This is a genomic window from Burkholderia sp. S171 (genome assembly GCF_009766085.1).
Taxonomy (GTDB): Bacteria; Pseudomonadota; Gammaproteobacteria; order Burkholderiales; family Burkholderiaceae; genus Caballeronia.
Genome location: NZ_LMUF01000039.1, coordinates 129,436 through 146,168, shown reverse-complemented (window position 1 = coordinate 146,168; position 16,733 = coordinate 129,436). Strand labels below are relative to the sequence as shown.

The window sequence follows — 16,733 nt, the reverse complement described above, 5'->3', positions numbered from 1 at the left end:
GCGAAACGTGCGCTACGCCTTCAGCAAGCAGCCGGCGCCCTCTCCACCCGCGCCAGCCGATGAAAATCGCGATCGAAATAGATCAGGCCGTCGCCATCGTGGCGCACCACCATGTCGGCGATTTCCACGAACATGACCGAGTGCGACCCGACCGTCTTCCGCTCGACAATCCGCCCTTCGAGGCTCGCGAGGGCATCGGTCAGAACGGGCGTGCCAAGAAGTCCTGATGTCCAGGTCTGCTGCTCGAAGCGGGCGTTCATCGGCAGCTTGGTCATGCCGGCGAAGTGCCGCGCAAGCTCTTGCTGATTCCCGGGCAGCACATTGATGCAGACCTTGCCATTCCCCGCGAACACCGCATGCGCGGCGCTCGACTGGTTCACGCAGACGAGCATGGTCGGCGGGCTATCCGTTACCGAACAGACCGCGCTTGCCGTGATGCCGCAGCGGCCATGCGGGCCATCGGTCGTAATGATGTTCACGGCCGCCGACAGATGCGCCATGGCTTCGCGGAACAGCTTACGATTATCGACTTCATTCATGCTGCCTCCCGGCTTACGGATACGGCGTGATCGTGGGCGCGATGCCCGCGAAAATGGCGCCGGCGCCATCGTAGGTCGCTTCGCCCAAAAAGGCGTGCTGCGTGACGACCATGGAGTCGCGAACGAGGCGCTGCATCCGGTTGTTCCGATAGATCGCCGCGACACCGGCCAGGCGGTAAGCCTGCTGGACCACGTCCGCACACACATGGGCGGCGTGCGTGGCGCTCAGGCGCAACAGGCTCGCCTGCTCGGGCGTCACCGGGCGGCCGGCTATGATCGAGTTCCAGGCATCATCGGACGCTTGATAGAAGAACGCGCGGGCGCTGCGCCACTGCGCTTCGGCACGACCCAGCTCGATGCGAAAGTACGCACGATCTGCCAGACGTGGCGCGCCGGTCGTGGTTTTCGTACCGCCGGAAATCTCCGCAGCCAAGTCAAGCGCCGCCCGCGCCAGCCCGACGTTGACCGCCGCGTGAACTTCGGCCTGATACGACACGGCGGGATATTTGTACAACGGTTCATCGATCACCGCGCCGCCGCCGCGCACGAAGGTCCACGGATCGGCGACGAATTTGTCTTTCAGGCGCAGGTCGTGGCTGCCCGTGCCCTGCATGCCGACCACGTTCCAGTTATCGACGATCTCGACTTCTTCCGCGCGAAACACCGCCGTCAGCGGCTTGCCGGCGTTCGGACTGTCGCTGCCTGCTGGCAGCCCGCCGATGCCCACGCCGATCCAGTCCGCGCCCTTGCAGCCGCTCGCGAAGTGCCATTGGCCGCTCACGATCCAGCCACCCGCTGCGGCAGCGGCAGGTTGTACGGGGTACAAACCGCCCGCGAACACCTGGTCTGGGCCGCTCGCATAGATTTCACGCTGGGTTTCAACGGGCAGCGCGGCGAGATAAACATTGGCCGAGCCGAACGCAGCCACCCACGCGGTCGACCCGTCCGCCACCGCGATGCGTTCCAGCACGCGCAGGAAATCAGCGGGCGCGAGCGCGTCGCCGCCGAAGCATTTCGGCGTGCTTGCGCGGAAAATGCGGGCGCGCTTCATGGTCGCGATCATGTCGCGGGGAACGTGCGAGAGTTGATCGAATTCATCGCGGCGCTCAGCGATTTCCGCGATCACATCGTCCAGCGCGAGCGGATTAGCGATAGCGCTCGATGCGCGGGTGAGGGTCGCCAGTTTGGGATCGTCTGCGAGATTCATCGGGGCTCCGGCGTGATTTTGTATCGGTTGAATGGCTTGCCCTCAAGATAGAATCGACCCACATATGCGTCAAATTCGCACCAATAATGGATGCCATGAACCAGACGAATAGCGGTCTCACCGACCTCAACCTGTTGCGCGTATTCCTCGCAATCTGGGACTTGCGCAGCCTCACCGCGGCGGGCGAACGGCTCGGTCTGACGCAACCCGCCGTGAGCCATTCGCTGCGGCGCCTGCGCACCTTGTTCGACGATCCGCTGTTCGTTCGCACGCCGCAAACCATGGTGCCGACCGAGGCCGCGATCCGCCTTCACGGTCCGCTCGATGAAGCGTTCGGCATCATCAGCCTTGCCATGCAGGCGCATGGTCACTTCGATCCCGCGACCGCATCGCGCGTGTTCAAGATATCGATGTCGGATATGTCGGAGTTCTACTTCCTGCCGCCCTTACTCGCCGCGCTGGAAAGCACGGCGCCGAAGGTGCGCTTCGAGGTCGTGCAACTCGCGTCCGAGTCGGCGGGCGCGGCCATGCGTGCAGGCGAGATCGATCTCGCGCTCGGCTATGTGCCGGGGCTGGAGGAAGGTTGCATAGGCGACACCCTGTTTTCGGACGAACACGTGTGCCTGGTTCGCACGGGACATCCGCTGAAGGGAAAGAAGGCGTCGAAGCAGGATCTGGCCGGTTTGCGATACGTCTATGCAAGCACGAACGCCACCGGGCATCGGATGATCGAGCAGTGGCTTGCCGAACTCGGCATGGAGCGCGATATCGTGCTGCGGCTGCCGCATTTCATCGTGGCGCCGGAGATTGTCCGGACCACGGATCTCGCGGTGATCTTTCCGCGCAGCATTGCCGAGCGCTTCAATCGCGGACACGCGTTCCGGTTGCTGGCGCTACCGTTCGACTTGCCGGCCATCGAAGTGAAAATCCACACGCATGTGCGCTTCTCAAGCGATGCCGGCATCCAGTGGCTGCGCGATGTCCTGATGGACATGTTCGCCGTGCAGCCGTGAGGCGGTTTTGGCGGTGTTACTGCCTGTAGCTGGTATCGGTGCGGTCCAGGCGGCGAATCAGTGCGTCCAGGACCTGATCTCCGCCGCCGAAGCGCGGATCGTATTGAAGCGCGTCGCGGGTCGAGCGCTCACTGATTTTTGGATCAACAAGCAGCGTTTTGCCGCGCATGGAATGCGTTGCGAGCTGGATTTCGCAGGCTCGGTTCAGCGTCCAGATCAGCACGAACGCGTGGCCGAGCGTGGCACCATGCGCGAGCAAGCCGTGATTGCGCAGGATCATCAGCCGCTTGTTATTCAAGGACGCCACCATGCGCGATTTCTCTTCATCGTGGACGGTCGTGCCTTCGAACGTGTGATACGCGACCATGTCGTGCAGTTGCGACGAATAGATATTGTTGTCCTCCAGCCCCTCCTCCATGCAGGCGACCGCGACGCTCGCCGTGGTGTGGATATGCATGACGCAATGGGCATCGGGAACGTTCGCGTGCACGGCGCTGTGGATGGTCAGGCCGGCCGGATTGACGGGGTACTGGCTGTCGCTGAGGATCTTGCCGGTCAGGTCGATCTTCACCAGATTCGACGCGGTGACTTCGTCGTAAGCGAGTCCGAACGGGTTGATGAGGAGTTGATCGTCGGTTCCGGGTACGCGCAGCGTGATGTGGTTGAAGATCAGTTCGTGCCAGCCCAGCATGAAGAACACGCGATACGTCGCGGCTAGTTTGAGGCGCGCGGCCCATTCGGCATCGGTGCAAATAATCGGACGAGTTGCGGCGGTTTCCACGACGGTCATATTCAGCTCCAAGCCAGCTTTGTATAGTTTCAAGCGAATCGGAAGGGGATAAGGAATTCTGAATTCACTTTATCAGAACGAATTTTTTGAGTCTATTATTCGTTGCATGGCTGGGCGAGCAGCGAATGTGCCGCCTGGAAAGCTGGGGTCAGTTTGCTTACACGGGTAAGAGAGACGGGGTGCGCTGAGGGGGTGATTTGCGCGGCTTAATGTTCTCTTAAGTCTCGCGTCTTACGATGCGTTTCATTGATCCCCCTGTAGTACCCCTCTTCAGGCCGCTTTTGCGGCCTTCTTTTTTAGGTACGACGGATGAAGACCCTTTGGCGTTTGTGCGCGGTAGCCGTATGCCTGGTCGGCGGCGTCGGCATTGCGGTATGGCTGTTTTCCGTGATCGTGCGGATTGTCTGATCTGTAACGCTTGACCGACTCTTACGCTCCTTTCATCTGCGCCTGCATATTGAACGCGAGTTTCATCGGCTGCCATTCAGCGCTCGTCGCACCCGGCAGCGGACGTTGAAAGCTTGCCATTAACGCATTCCACTCGGTCACGCGCGGATGAACATCCGCGCTTGCCACGAGTTTGTCGAAGCTGAAGTCGGGATCGGTCTCAAGCAACATCACCAAGCGCGTATCGCGGCGCCAGATCGTCATATCGATGATGCCTGACGCTCGCAGCGCATCCAGCACTTCGGGCCAGACTGCCTCGTGATACCGGTCGTATTGCGCGATGACCTCGGGGTCATCGCGGAGATCGAGTGACAGGCAATGGCGCATGACATTCGTGCTCATGGCTTTAAGCCGCCGCGCGGGCATCGACGCAAACATGCGTGCGCTGCATCGCGTGAATGGCATCCCAATCCCAGTCGATACCAATCCCCGGCTCCATCGGTGCGACCGCATAACCCTGTTCGATCTGTACCTGCTTGCCGGTCAACGCGTCGAGTTGCGGGATGTATTCGAGCCACGTCGCGTTCGGCACGGCCGCGCACAAACTCACATGCAGCTCCATCAGGAAGTGCGGGCAGATGGACACGTTCATGGTCTCGGCCAAATGCGCCACTTTCAGCCACGGCGTGATTCCGCCTATGCGGGCGACATCGGCCTGAACGATCGAGCATGCATCCGCCTTCAGATACTCGGCGAATTGTGCGGGGTGATACATCGATTCCCCCACTGCAATGGGCACCGAACTCGCGGCGCAGAGGCGCTGGTGTGCCGCGATATTTTCAGCGGGCATTGGCTCTTCTAGCCATGCAAGGCGCAACGGTTCGAACGCATGCGCGCGGCGGATGGCTTCGGATAGCGTGAAGCCCTGATTCGCGTCGACCATGATCTCGAAGTCATCGCCCATTGCGTTGCGCACGGCCGTGAGCCGCCGTGTGTCTTCGGCTAGGTGCGGCCGGCCGACCTTTATTTTCGCGCCATGAAAACCGGCATCGCGCGCTTGCATGGTTTGATCGACGAGCTCTGTTTCCGATAGATGCAGCCAACCGCCTTCGGTGGAATATGTCCGCGTGCGCGGCTTCGATCCGCCTGCTGCGATCCACAGCGGCAAGTTCGCCACGCGCGTGTTGCGGTCCCATAGCGCGGTATCGATTGCAGCGAGCGCGAGGCTCGTGATCGCGCCGACAGCGGTTGCGTGCGTATGGAAAAAGAGGTCGCGCCAGATGGCTTCGTATTGGGCGGGGTCGCGGCCGATTAGCAGCGGCGCCAGGTGATCGTGCAGCAACGCGACGATGGACGAACCGCCCGTGCCGATGGTGTAGGTGTAGCCGGTGCCTATGCTGCCGTCGCTGCAGTGGAGCGTGACCAGCACGGTCTCCTGTACTACGAAGGATTGGATCGCATCCGTGCGTTTGACTTTGGGTTGAAGGTCGATTTGGCGGATGTCGACGGTGTCGATGGATGTCATTAGGGGGTTCCTTTAAGTGCTGTTGCGGAATTTTTCTTTTAGGGTTTTGGTGGTTGTGGTTTGGGGCGGGCGGTTTTGGGGGTGGGGGTAGGGGTCGGGGTCAGTGCTGGGTTGGTGCTTTCGGCGTTAGCGGTCCGCGAGAGTCGGATTTTCTCTTTATCACTATTAGCCACTGTGCGTGGCGGCACGTCATTTCTTTGTCCAAAGCGACAAAGAAACGAAGCAAAGAAAACGCTTTAACCGCTCTACCCTAAGTGTCCACAGCGTGCAGTTCCCATTCATAGGTGCCCCAAAAGCACGGTGCTCGCCAGAGCCTCGGATGTGTGAAACCCTCCTTCTCCGAACACGGGTTCTGACACGCTTCGCCACCAGTAACTGAACCTGCCCAAGGTTCACCCCGCGCTATCCGCGGACAACCTTCCTCCGAATTCGTACGCATGCCGAACCACGTCGACAACCTACCTCGAAACGAGGCCGCCGGATGCGTTAGGCCATACCGGACGAAATGTCCATGCAACTCACCAATCGGCTCACCAACGATTGAAGCAGTAAATACATCAGGTTGTGATGGGCGAGGTTGGCCTCGCGGCTCCCTGTGCGGAGCACTCGGAGCGCTCAACCAAGCTACCAAGAAACGAGGCCTCGAAAGCGTGTGGAACGGTGCGGGTCCCTTGAAAAATAGTGCTTGCCCGAGAGCACTGGTGGCGAAGCGTGTCTATGTCGGGATTCGCGAGAAGGAGGGCTTCACACATCCGTGGTTCTGGCGAGCACCGTGCTTTTGGGGCACCTATGAATCAAAACTGCACGCTGTGGACACTTAGGGTAGTGCGGTTAAAGCGTTTTCTTTGCTTCGTTTCTTTGTCGCTTTGGACAAAGAAATGACGTGCCGCCACGCACAGTGGCTAATAGTGATAGAGAGAAAATCCGACTCTGGCAGACCACTAACACTGAAAGCAGCAACCCGGCATAAACTCAGACCGCTAACCCCAAAACCTCGCACACCAACCCCTCCCCCCACCCAAGTGCGAACGAAAATCTCCTTTCAACCTTTCACCCCACCAAGCGTCAACCCCGCTATCAAATGCTTCTGCACAATAAACGTGAGCACGATTGCGGGAATAATAATAATCACGGCCATCGCGCACATACCCGCCCAATCGACAGAAAACTGCGCGGTAAAGTCCATCAGCCCCACGGGCAGTGTCTTCGTATCCGGGCTTCGGCACAATTGCGTCGCCAGAGCAAATTCATTCCAGCTAGTGAGAAACGCAAAGATCCCCGCCGATGCAATCCCGCTTTTCGCCAATGGCAGCTCAATGCGCCAAAACGCCTGCCAGCGGTTACATCCATCGATCTGCGCCGCCTGCGACAACTCGATCGGCACCTCGCGAAAGAAGCCATCGATCAGCCATACCGTGAACGGTACATTCATCGCGAGATAAACCAAAATCACGCCAATGCGCGTATCGAGCAGACCAGTCCATGCCCAAAGCATAAAGATAGGCAACGACAACGCAATGCCCGGAATCGCGCGTGTGAGCATCAACGCCACGAACATGACCTTCTTGTGCCTGAACTCAAAACGCGCGAACGCATAACCACCAAGCACACCAACAGCAAGCGCAGCGACCGTACTCACACACGAAATGATCAGCGAATTGACGAAGTACTGGCTGATAGGCAGCGACGCCATTTGCCCATAGCCGAACATGCTTTTAAAGTTATCGAGCGTGTAACTCGCACCAACCAGCGGCGATTGATTCGATAAAATCGCCACGTTCGATCGGAACGCATTAAGCACGACCCACAGCCCCGGCAAACAGATGATCGCCATCACGATAAACACGCCGAACCAGATCGCTGACTTGCGCATGAACGCGCCCTTGATTGCCATATCGCTCATGATGTCAGGCAGGCCCCATGTGTTTGCGCGCGCCGCTTAACTTGCGGAAGAAGTACAGCGTGAAAAGGATGGACACCAGCACCGAGACATAGGCAATTGCGTTGGCGTAACCCATGCGCGAGTCGTCGTAGGCAATGCGCCCGACCATCGTCCAGAGCAATTCCGTCCGTCCACCCGGGCCGCCGTTCGTCATGATCCTCACGATGTCATAGGCTCGGCCTACATCGAGAGAACGGATCGTCATGGAGATATAGATAAACGGCATCAGATACGGCAACGTTACATAGCGGAACGTCTGCCAGGAGGTACAGCCATCCACCTTCGACGCTTCTATCGGATCTTTCGGCAACGCCATCAAACCGGCGAGCAGGATCACCGCGAAGATCGGTGTCGAGTTCCATACCTCGGCCGCGATCAGCGACGCGAGCGCAGAGTTGGCATTGACGAGAAACGGGAACGCCGACTTTGCGCCGAACAACGTCTGCATCAGGTTGTTCACAATGCCCGTGCTGTCATTGAGCATGAACTTGAACTGGAAGCCGACGAGCACGGGCGAGAACATCATGGGGAACATCATCACCGTACGCAACGCGCGCTGACCTCTCGTCACTTGATTGAGCAGCAACGCCACGCCGAGGCCCAGCAAAAGTTCAAGATTCAGCGCAATGGTGAGGAACAAGATCGTGCGGCCAAACGCAGCCCAGAAATCGCCATTCGCAAACGCACGTTCGTAGTTACGCCAGCCGATCCAGTGCGAAAGGGTGTCGGGATCGGTCAAGCGATACGCCGTAAAGCTCGTATAAAACGAGAACAATAGCGGCAGGATCACCACGATCCCCACCGCCAGGAACGCGGGCATTAACAACTTGATCGGCAGCGGTATCCGCTTGGGCGGCGTCGCTAAGGCGGGCTCGCCGCCGATCGAATAAGGCGTGTTGGATTGCATAGTGATCGTCGGTTACTGGTTGTCGGCCGCGTCCTGCATGATGTCCGCGACCTTCTTCGCCGCGTTGTCGAGCGCTTGCTGCGAGGTTTCGTCGCCGATGATCGCCTTCTGCAATTCCGGCCACAGCGCATTGGAAATCTCATTCCATTGCGCAATGCGCGGCGGGGTGAACGAGTCTTCCTTCGCGGCCTGACTGAAGGTCGCTAGCGCGTCCGCCATGAAGTGGTCGTCCTTCGCCTTGAACTCCTGCACGATGGCCTGCTGTGCATCGATACGCGAAGGAATCGAGCCGAGACGCGCTTCGACCATTTGCGAATCCTTGCTCGTCAGGAACTGAATGAAGCTCGCCGCCACTTCCGGCCGTGCACACACTTTCGTGATCGAGAAGCTATGCGAACCCGACCAGCCCGGCCGCTTGTTGGCCGCGCCCAGCGGTGCACGAACCACACCTACGTTGCCGGCCAGCTTCGATGTTTTCGGGTCGTTATAGAACGATGCAAAACCCGGCCAGTCGAGATCGAGCGCGACCTTGCCCGACGCGAAATTGTTGCCAAGATCATCCCAGACGTAGCTCGGCACGCCCTTCGGTACCACGCCCGCCTTATACAGATTGACGAACCAGTCGAGCGTCTTCACCCCCACCGGCGAATTGAACGTAGGCTGCATCTTGGCATCGAGCAACTGGCCACCGTTTGCTACCAGCAGCGAGTAGAACGTGCCCGTCAACGCCTCGTCCTTGCCCGGGAATTGCGTCCCGTAGAAATTCGGCGCCTTCGTAAAGAACGTTGCCTGCTGCGTGTACTCGGCGAAGGTCTTCGGCGGCGTCAGGTCCGTCCCGAACTTCTTCTTGTAGGCATCGCGATTCGCCGGATCGGCGTAAGCGGTCTTGTTGTAATAGAGCGCTTCGATATCCGTTGAGCGCGGGATCTGGACAAGTGTCCCCTTCACCTCGGACTGCTTCAACAATGCAGGCGCAAACGCGGCGAGATAGCTCGCCGGAAACAAGCCCTTGAGGTCGCGGAAGATGGGGTATTGAGCCGAAAAATTCGTATGATTCGACGACACGCAATAGTCGATATGCTGTGACGCAATGTCCTGCTTCAACTCGCGATCCAGCTCGAAGTGACTCTTGCGCGAGACAATCTCAACCTTCGCGCCGGTCTCCTTTTCCCACAGCGGAATGCGCGTGTACAGCGCTTCATATTGCACGCCGCCAATCAGCTTGACGCGCAGCGTATAGCCTTTGTATTCGTTGTCGGCGCGTGCTGCAGTCGTGGCGACCAGACCCGCTAAAGCCAATACGGACACCGCGATCTTGAGGCCGGTTTTCATCGAATCCCTAACCATGATTCATCTCCTTTGTTATGTGCCGTGACGTCGGGCGAGACGGCTTGCGTGTGGTGGTTTCTAGCTTTCTAGCGCAGCCGGCGGCTGGTGCTGGTATCGAAGACAAGCGTGTTCTCAAGCTCGGCATCAAGGCGGATACCCTGCTCCGGGCGCAGCAACAAACGGCCGTTCACAATGACGCAACAGCGCTGTCCCGCGACCGTGCCAAACAACTCGGTCGAGGCACCCGTCGGTTCGACTACGTCGACGTTGAATGGAATGCCACCCGTCTGCGCCACCACAAGATGCTCGGGTCGCACGCCGACCGTGACCTCTTGACCGTCTTTAGCGTTGACCACGGGCACTTGTATCGAGAAATCGCCAATGCGCACGCGCGCGCCATCGTTTTGCAACTCGTAGCGGCCGCTAAAGAGATTCATGGAAGGCGAGCCGATAAAACTCGCGACAAACAGGTTGTCGGGGTCATCGTAGAGTTCAAGCGGCGCGCCAATCTGCTCGATCGCGCCCGCATTCAGCACGACGATACGGTCCGCCATCGTCATGGCTTCAATCTGATCGTGCGTCACGTAGACCGTCGTTGCACGCAAGCGCTGATGCAGTGCCTTGATTTCCGCACGCATTTGAACGCGGAGCTTCGCGTCGAGGTTCGACAAGGGTTCGTCGAAGAGGAAAACCTTTGGATCACGCACGATCGCGCGCCCCATTGCCACACGTTGACGCTGGCCGCCGGACAAGTGGCGCGGATATCGGCCGAGCAGGTCCTGAAGCCCAAGAATGGTCGCGGCCTGATTCGCGCGCGCCGCGATTTCATCGGGCTTCAGGTCGCGCAACTTCAGCGCAAACGTGAGGTTCTCGAGCACGCTCATATGCGGATACAGCGCGTAGTTCTGGAACACCATCGCAATGTCGCGGTCCTTTGGCGGCAAGTCGTTGACCACGCGGCCATCGATCAGAATCCGTCCATGCGTCACGCCTTCCAGTCCCGCCAGCGCACGCAGCAATGTCGACTTTCCGCACCCGCTCGGCCCCACGAGCACGAGGAACTCACCGTCCGCTACGGTCAGGTCGATCTGCTTCAACACCTGTACGGCGCCGAACGACTTCTGCACCTGTTTGAATGCCACTTCAGCCATCAGCGCTCCCTTATATGTCGACCAGAGTTGGCGCGTCGACTGTCTCGCATGTCTTGCGGGCCATTTTTTCACCCATGCAAATCATTTTAAAGATAAAACGATATTTCATACATGAATTTTCATCGGTGTTTTCCCGATGCTTATTCGCGTTCGTTTTCCCTCAACAATGGCGTCAAGCGCAACGGTTCCACGATCTACAATCACGCCATGCGGTTACCGGGCCTCGTCACGTTGAGACCGGTGTTGAGACCGGCGAAGACGGACATCTGGCTTGAGAGCAAGGAGAGATTTTGGACAACACGCGATACTCAGCGCCGGCGCTCGAAAAGGGGCTGGACATCATCGAACTGCTGGCGAGTCATCCCGAGGGCCTGTCACTGGCTGACTTGGGGAAGACGCTCGGGCGCACGACCGCAGAGATTTTTCGCATGGTCGTCACGTTGGAGACGCGCGGATATCTGCTCGCGATAGGTGACCGGTACGTGTTGTCGTTGTTGCTGTTCCAGCTTGCGCATCGTCATCAGCCGGTGCGCTCGCTGGTGACTACTGCGCTGCCATTGATGACGCAACTGGCCAACGACGTGAAGCAGTCGTTCCACCTCTGCGTGTATCAGGACGGGCGCGTGTTGATTGTCGCGGGAGTGGAGAGCCCGGAACGCTGGGGCTTTTCGTTGAAGGTGGGCACGCTGATCGGTATGACCGATACGGCTTCGGGACAAGTGCTAATGGCGTTTCAGGAAGAACTGGAACGCAAGCGGATGCTCAAGCTGCACGTCCCCGTCGATGGCGAACTCCCAGTCGATGCAAAGCAGCTTGCAGCAGATCTGGCGCGGATCAAGGAACGTGGACATGCACGCATGCCGAGCCGTCAGGTCAAGGGCGTCAAGAATCTGGCTTACCCCGTGTTTGGGCGAAACGGGCATGCAATTGCTTCGTTGACCACGCCGTTCATCGAACGCATTGATCAAGCGCCCGTGCCTGCCATGAACGAGGTGGGGGAAAGGATGAAAACGGCAGCGCAAACGCTGACCGAGTTAATGGGGTTAAATGTGTATTGGGAGCCGGGCGTGGGCAGGAGTTGAATCATGTCCCGCTGCTTCGCACGTTGCCGCTTCGAAATTAATTGAGTGGAGAGATGAATATGAACCAAGGTTCGGGGCGAACTCGTCTGACGCTTGCACAGCAACTGGCCTGAATAACTGCGCCTGAATAAATAGCCTTAAATAAGCGGTTCTATACTTTGCACCTCGACCTCCCCAAGTGAGAACATTGCAGCGAGTCCGGCAACCAGGCGTCTCGCCACGCCCAGCCGCCGGCACGCCACCTCTCCCCTCGTTAACTATTTAATTCGCTTCGTTTCACTGACTGCTTCGTTTAACTTACCGGCTGAGCGCCCCCGTTATTCCATCCTCGTCGCGTTTTCACCGGTTACCCCTGCTGAACTTAGTGTCAGCTTGTCCCCGTCTGATCCTTTGGACTTCCGATATTGGCCGCGCAAACGTTTGTATGCGGCACGGCGTTGCTTTATTGCTTCGGGTAGCTTAGGACTTTTTTGTTTGAATCGTTAGGCTCATTTAGCCACGAGATTTCGCGAAGCGCATCCCTACTAAAGCAGGCATACATATGTGCGTATGCGCGCTTGCGGAAGCGCGTGGGCAGCCCAGGCGAGCCGGTCCAGACAAGCCGATTCAGGCGAACGATGCACTAAAACCGCGCCATCGATGCCGAGAAGATATTCAACTCCGGTGGCAGCGCTTCAACCGCATACCCACGGCGTACCCACTCATCCAGGCCGCCGGATAAAACGCGAACGTTCACGACCTTTTTCCCGAGCAACTGCTTGCGAATTTTCCTGACGGTCGCGTCGTTCGAATACATGCCGTACACAACAATGTTGCTTGCCGACAGATTCGCATCCATGGTCTGCAGCGATTCAACATCAAGCAGTAACGCCCCCGCGATTCGATACGACTTGTCGCGCCGGACCGAAACGGGACGTGCATCGAGAACTAAAGGCGGCGTGCTTGAGCGCATCATCCGGTCGAGCCGCTCGGGCGAGACAATCCTGCGGCTCAGCCATTTCCGGAAACGCCAACGCAGCAGGTATCGATACGTCAGGTAAAGAACGGTGGCGATAAACAGCACGTCGAGGATCGATCCTCCGTGGGGCCGGAGCACGCTTAGCAACATCCCGAGTTGCCGCTCGAACAATGCGCCGCCGAGCAACCAGAAAGACGCCCACGCCACCGTGCCCACCGCGTCCCACGCAACAAAAACAACCGGCGCGATTGGCGTGGTGCCCATCAGCGGCGGCGTAATAAGTGCAAGGCCCGGAACAAACTTCGACACCGCCACAATGACCACGCCAAAACGTTCGAACAAGGAACGCGTGGTACGCACGCTTGCATCGAGCGATAGCGACATCCGCGCGAGAAAGTCAGTCAAACGGCGGCCGTAAACACGCCCCGCAGAAAACCACGCACCGTCGCCGAGCAACGCAGCAACGACCGCAGCACACAGCACGTGGGAGAAAACCAGATTCCCGCCCGCGATCGCGGAGCCGGCAAAGATCAGTACAGGGATAGCCGGCAGCGGTACGCCCAGCCGCGTGGCCAGCACGTTCGCGAAGACTGCAGCGCTTCCCCAGTTCTCGATTGCCGAGGGTGGAATTTGTATCAAGTACTCGCCTCCTGAAGCATTCGGCATCGCGACCGCCGCCACTTGCGTTTCTTGGTACCTGCAAAGCTCATCGCTTCATGAGTGCAGGATCGACATCGTTTTCTTGCTCGTTTCTTTACTTCGTAACTCATTGCCCCTCCGATGCCACCAGCGTCACCGGAATACCGCCGCAGCCCGCGCTTCTCGCCACCTCCAGACCCCGCCACGGCGATGTCTCCCCGTGAGCTGCGATCATCGGCTCGATTCGCTTGTCCGGACGCAGCACGTTGAACGGCCATGACGGCCGCAGCAAGCGCTCGTGGACAAGCGAGCCGAGCCAGATCGGCGTGGGCGGCTGCCCGCCCCGATACGCCACCGCATATTGCGTCGGCCAGAATCGCAAGACATCGCGCTCGTCCGCGCTCAGGTGAGCGCGCGTAAATACCAGCACCGATGGTTCGCCATTGTTCAACCTCGGCAGCACGGGAAGCGCCGTAGCCGCCACGTCCGGGGAAACGAGAGACAAGATGCTATGCGCCGATAAACGCGACCCTTCGGTCCACCCGCGGCGCTCCAATTGAGTCCTGATCTCCCCCGCCGTTGCCGACCATTGAATGGTGATGGGCTCGAGCCGGTCACCATCCATGCTTGACCGATAGCAAGAAAAGGTCCGCCACACGGTATCCGTCCATTGCAACGACGTCACCACGATAGCCGGCGGCGTCGGTTCGACCGCCATCGCGTCAAGGCTTGTCTTGAGCTGCAGCGCGACGCTCCCGCATACGACCATCAGGACGATGACCGGCATCATGACGCGAGGCGCCGGTTTCGCGGGGTATCGCCACACGGCGGTAAGTGCAACGAGGAACACCCAGGTGGCGGCAAGTGCGGCGCCGCCGACTGCATCGGAGAAAGTGAAGTGGCCGAAATACAGTCCCGAGAAAGCGACCGCAACCAGCACGGCGATGGTCGCCATCGCGACGAACACCCTCGCCACCGCACCCACCCGCCGCGCCAGCAAGAATGAAAGAAAGCCATAGATCACCACACTGGCCGCGACGTGATTGCTCGGAAACGCGCGCAAGCTTGACGCGACCGCGCCTGGAAGCGGGCGCTGGATCGTGATCTGGATTGCCAGAATCAACAGCTGGGAAAACGCAACGGCAGTCAGCCAGTAAGCGACCGTGCGCCAGCGGCGTTCAACCGCCATCCATACGACGACCAGCACCGTCAGCGCCGTGAGTGTCGGCACGCTGCCCAGCGTGGCGAGGACGGCCAGGACCGCGTCACCCCATGACGACCGGAACGATTGCAGGAAGCGATAAACCGAGACATCGACTTGAACCAGCGGGTCGCCGTGAGAGACGTCGTGCAGCGTGGAAAAGAACACGGTGGCTGAAGCGAGCAACAGCACGGAGATCACGGCGATAAGCGCAGCCGCCTGGTGCTTCGGGTCAAGGATACCGAGTACTGCGCGGCCAATTGCGCCAGGATGATGACGCGCCCAAAGCAGCAGGTTTCGGCGCGAGGAGTCGGTCCACGCCCGTGCGTGCGACACGACAAGGCTCGTCAGCCTGAACGTCAGCCAGGTCCCGGCAACCAGGATGGCAAGCACCGCGACGAGCCGGAACGACACGGCGCCCGCCAGTTCGATCGATGCTCCGAAGACAACGCCCGGAAGAATATGCACGGGCGCCCAGACGAGCGCCGAGACGATGTTGATGACCAGGAATCGCACCGGCCGCATTCCCATCATGCCGGCCACGACGGGCACGACCGCGCGCAGCGGTGCAATAAAGCGCGCGAAGATCACGCTTTTGGCGCCATGCGCCTCGAAGTAGCGCTGCCCCGCCGTCAGCATGCCGGGGTGCGTGCGGAACGGCCACAACTTCGCGATGGTTTCCTTGTGGCTGCAGCCGAACCAGTAGCTTGCGGCATCGCCTGCCACGGCCCCTGCGAGCGCGCAGGCGAATACCCAGCCGAGGTTCAGCGAACCGGTGCCGACCAGCGCGCCTGCAACAAACATGGCGGTGCTGCCCGGAACAAACGTGCCGATAAACGCAATGGATTCAAAAAATGCTGCGAGCAATACGACCGTGAGAGCCCATGCAGGATGCCCCGAAAGCAGATGCAGCAATTTGAAGTAGGCATGCTCCATCGGCGTCTCCGGACCGTTCTTTCCTTTCAGCAGATTTTAAGTCTGTTCTCGCGAGGCCAGAAGCGGTGTTGAATCTCGCTGTATTGCTGCGCGGTGCTGGTTTGAATGGTGAGTATGTTCCTGCGCCGCTTTTATTGCGTGGATCCGGTTAGCCAGGCTATTTTGGCAGGAGCGCATGACATAAGGAAAATCGTGCATAGAGTCAGCGTTTTGCTGCGTGTGATCGCACGAAGGAAGCCACGGCCATGCCCGACGCACGCCAACGCAACGTCGCTTAAGCTTGAGGTGAAATTCAATAGCCCCGACGGCTCTCATTTAAAGTCGATAGCAAGACTGCGACCTGCTAGCGCAAGCGGTCACGAGCGCAGCACGTTCCAGAACGGCATCCAGATATCGGAAAAAGAACGCACGCGATCCGCAGGCGCCGGGTCCTCTTCTTGCTGCGAGGTATGCGTATCTTGAGAAGCGGGAGCATCGGGCGCGGCCGCTTCGGGTTTCGTCGACGCAGCCTCGGCCTGTCTGGACGCGTGCAGCGCGAGAGCGCTATCGGCAATACGACACGCAAGGTCGTCGGTGCAATCGTGGGCCAGCAACACGCCGCGGACGACGTCGCGATTATAGCCCTGCGTCGCGAAGCGCATTGCCAGCGCAACGCGGCTGGCGTATTCCGCTTCCTGCGCAGCGCGCACCGCGGCTTCGCATTCAGCCCGCTCCTGTTCTTCACGCAGCCGCTCCGCTTCTTGCTGGTTCATTTCCTCAGCAAAAACGGAGTCGTAGACTTGCCTTTGCGCGGGATCGGACAGAATGGCGTAAGCATGTCGAACGTCGAGAAACGCAGCGCGTGCGGCCTGCTCCTGACCGACATTGCGATCCGGATGCCACCGCATGACTGCCTTACGGTAAGCCCGTTTTATCTCTTCGGCCGTCGCATTTTCAGGGACGGACAAGGTGTCGTACAAGGTTGTCATCGCGAGGCCTCAAACTTATCCGCGAGACATCCTAGCACGGGAAAAAAGACATTTTTATAGCGTGGCAAGATCTAACCACACGCAGTGCCCAGATGCGTCCCAAACGCAACTAGCACGCTCAATGCGCCCGCCGCCCGTTCACAAGCAGAGCGACGCTCC

Annotated in this window: 14 protein-coding genes; 2 read left to right on the top strand and 12 right to left on the bottom strand. The window is 59.2% G+C overall.

The window, feature by feature from the left end; translation table 11 throughout:
• Positions 1 to 20: 20 nt before the first annotated feature.
• Complete coding sequence (gene hpaC, locus GSQ93_RS21320) at positions 21 to 539, bottom strand: 4-hydroxyphenylacetate 3-monooxygenase, reductase component (protein WP_174254658.1); 519 nt, start codon at positions 537 to 539, stop codon at positions 21 to 23.
• Between the two features lie 13 nt (positions 540 to 552).
• The gene (locus tag GSQ93_RS21315) at positions 553 to 1,746 is read right to left on the bottom strand and encodes an acyl-CoA dehydrogenase family protein (RefSeq protein WP_158937625.1); all 1,194 of its coding nucleotides are present in this window, start codon (positions 1,744 to 1,746) and stop codon (positions 553 to 555) included.
• Positions 1,747 to 1,841: 95 nt separating this feature from the next.
• Between GSQ93_RS21315 and GSQ93_RS21310 the strand changes: the two genes are divergently transcribed.
• A complete protein-coding gene (locus GSQ93_RS21310) occupies positions 1,842 to 2,759 on the top strand; it encodes a LysR family transcriptional regulator (RefSeq protein ID WP_158937624.1) in 918 nt (305 codons plus the stop codon).
• A 16-nt stretch (positions 2,760 to 2,775) separates the two neighbouring features.
• On the opposite strand, the gene GSQ93_RS21305 is transcribed toward GSQ93_RS21310, so the two are convergent.
• The 7 genes from GSQ93_RS21305 to GSQ93_RS21275 all read right to left on the bottom strand — a co-directional run bounded on the left by GSQ93_RS21305 (position 2,776) and on the right by GSQ93_RS21275 (position 10,862).
• Positions 2,776 to 3,549 carry a class II aldolase/adducin family protein gene (locus GSQ93_RS21305; RefSeq protein WP_158937623.1) on the bottom strand — a complete coding sequence of 258 codons (774 nt, stop codon included), beginning with the start codon at positions 3,547 to 3,549 and terminating at the stop codon, positions 2,776 to 2,778.
• A 429-nt stretch (positions 3,550 to 3,978) separates the two neighbouring features.
• Entirely contained in the window at positions 3,979 to 4,338 is a 360-nt protein-coding gene (locus GSQ93_RS21300; protein ID WP_254073977.1) for an L-rhamnose mutarotase, read from the bottom strand.
• A gap of 4 nt (positions 4,339 to 4,342) precedes the next feature.
• Positions 4,343 to 5,461, bottom strand: a complete 1,119-nt coding sequence (locus GSQ93_RS21295) for a mandelate racemase/muconate lactonizing enzyme family protein (RefSeq protein ID WP_158937622.1) — start codon at positions 5,459 to 5,461, stop codon at positions 4,343 to 4,345.
• 1,042 nt (positions 5,462 to 6,503) lie between these two features.
• Positions 6,504 to 7,334: a carbohydrate ABC transporter permease gene (locus tag GSQ93_RS21290; RefSeq protein WP_158937710.1), complete on the bottom strand. Its 831-nt coding sequence runs from the start codon at positions 7,332 to 7,334 to the stop codon at positions 6,504 to 6,506.
• Positions 7,335 to 7,368: 34 nt separating this feature from the next.
• On the bottom strand, positions 7,369 to 8,223 hold the full coding sequence (locus GSQ93_RS21285; protein ID WP_346730647.1) for a sugar ABC transporter permease: 855 nt from the start codon (positions 8,221 to 8,223) through the stop codon (positions 7,369 to 7,371).
• A 99-nt stretch (positions 8,224 to 8,322) separates the two neighbouring features.
• Positions 8,323 to 9,657, bottom strand: coding sequence for a sugar ABC transporter substrate-binding protein (locus GSQ93_RS21280; RefSeq protein WP_216857650.1), 1,335 nt, complete (start codon positions 9,655 to 9,657; stop codon positions 8,323 to 8,325).
• A 68-nt stretch (positions 9,658 to 9,725) separates the two neighbouring features.
• The gene (locus tag GSQ93_RS21275) at positions 9,726 to 10,862 is read right to left on the bottom strand and encodes an ABC transporter ATP-binding protein (RefSeq protein WP_301952076.1); all 1,137 of its coding nucleotides are present in this window, start codon (positions 10,860 to 10,862) and stop codon (positions 9,726 to 9,728) included.
• Between the two features lie 218 nt (positions 10,863 to 11,080).
• On the opposite strand from GSQ93_RS21275, the gene GSQ93_RS21270 reads away from it, so the two are divergent.
• The gene (locus tag GSQ93_RS21270) at positions 11,081 to 11,872 is read left to right on the top strand and encodes an IclR family transcriptional regulator (RefSeq protein ID WP_158937619.1); all 792 of its coding nucleotides are present in this window, start codon (positions 11,081 to 11,083) and stop codon (positions 11,870 to 11,872) included.
• Between the two features lie 622 nt (positions 11,873 to 12,494).
• Here the strand turns inward: GSQ93_RS21270 and GSQ93_RS21265 are convergent.
• The 3 genes from GSQ93_RS21265 to GSQ93_RS21255 all read right to left on the bottom strand — a co-directional run bounded on the left by GSQ93_RS21265 (position 12,495) and on the right by GSQ93_RS21255 (position 16,574).
• Positions 12,495 to 13,469: a VTT domain-containing protein gene (locus GSQ93_RS21265; RefSeq protein ID WP_158937618.1), complete on the bottom strand. Its 975-nt coding sequence runs from the start codon at positions 13,467 to 13,469 to the stop codon at positions 12,495 to 12,497.
• 127 nt (positions 13,470 to 13,596) lie between these two features.
• On the bottom strand, positions 13,597 to 15,606 hold the full coding sequence (locus GSQ93_RS21260; protein WP_158937617.1) for a bifunctional DedA family/phosphatase PAP2 family protein: 2,010 nt from the start codon (positions 15,604 to 15,606) through the stop codon (positions 13,597 to 13,599).
• A 356-nt stretch (positions 15,607 to 15,962) separates the two neighbouring features.
• Positions 15,963 to 16,574: a J domain-containing protein gene (locus GSQ93_RS21255; RefSeq protein WP_158937616.1), complete on the bottom strand. Its 612-nt coding sequence runs from the start codon at positions 16,572 to 16,574 to the stop codon at positions 15,963 to 15,965.
• Positions 16,575 to 16,733 lie beyond the last annotated feature (159 nt).

Coding starts and splice junctions, on each gene's coding strand:
- hpaC (WP_174254658.1), bottom strand. CDS start 539: ATGAATGAAGTCGATAATCGTAAGCTGTTCCGCGAAGCCATGGCGCAT.
- GSQ93_RS21315 (WP_158937625.1), bottom strand. CDS start 1,746: ATGAATCTCGCAGACGATCCCAAACTGGCGACCCTCACCCGCGCATCG.
- GSQ93_RS21310 (WP_158937624.1), top strand. CDS start 1,842: ATGAACCAGACGAATAGCGGTCTCACCGACCTCAACCTGTTGCGCGTA.
- GSQ93_RS21305 (WP_158937623.1), bottom strand. CDS start 3,549: ATGACCGTCGTGGAAACCGCCGCAACTCGTCCGATTATTTGCACCGAT.
- GSQ93_RS21300 (WP_254073977.1), bottom strand. CDS start 4,338: ATGAGCACGAATGTCATGCGCCATTGCCTGTCACTCGATCTCCGCGAT.
- GSQ93_RS21295 (WP_158937622.1), bottom strand. CDS start 5,461: ATGACATCCATCGACACCGTCGACATCCGCCAAATCGACCTTCAACCC.
- GSQ93_RS21290 (WP_158937710.1), bottom strand. CDS start 7,334: ATGCGCAAGTCAGCGATCTGGTTCGGCGTGTTTATCGTGATGGCGATC.
- GSQ93_RS21285 (WP_346730647.1), bottom strand. CDS start 8,223: ATGCCCGCGTTCCTGGCGGTGGGGATCGTGGTGATCCTGCCGCTATTG.
- GSQ93_RS21280 (WP_216857650.1), bottom strand. CDS start 9,657: ATGGTTAGGGATTCGATGAAAACCGGCCTCAAGATCGCGGTGTCCGTA.
- GSQ93_RS21260 (WP_158937617.1), bottom strand. CDS start 15,606: ATGGAGCATGCCTACTTCAAATTGCTGCATCTGCTTTCGGGGCATCCT.
- GSQ93_RS21255 (WP_158937616.1), bottom strand. CDS start 16,574: ATGACAACCTTGTACGACACCTTGTCCGTCCCTGAAAATGCGACGGCC.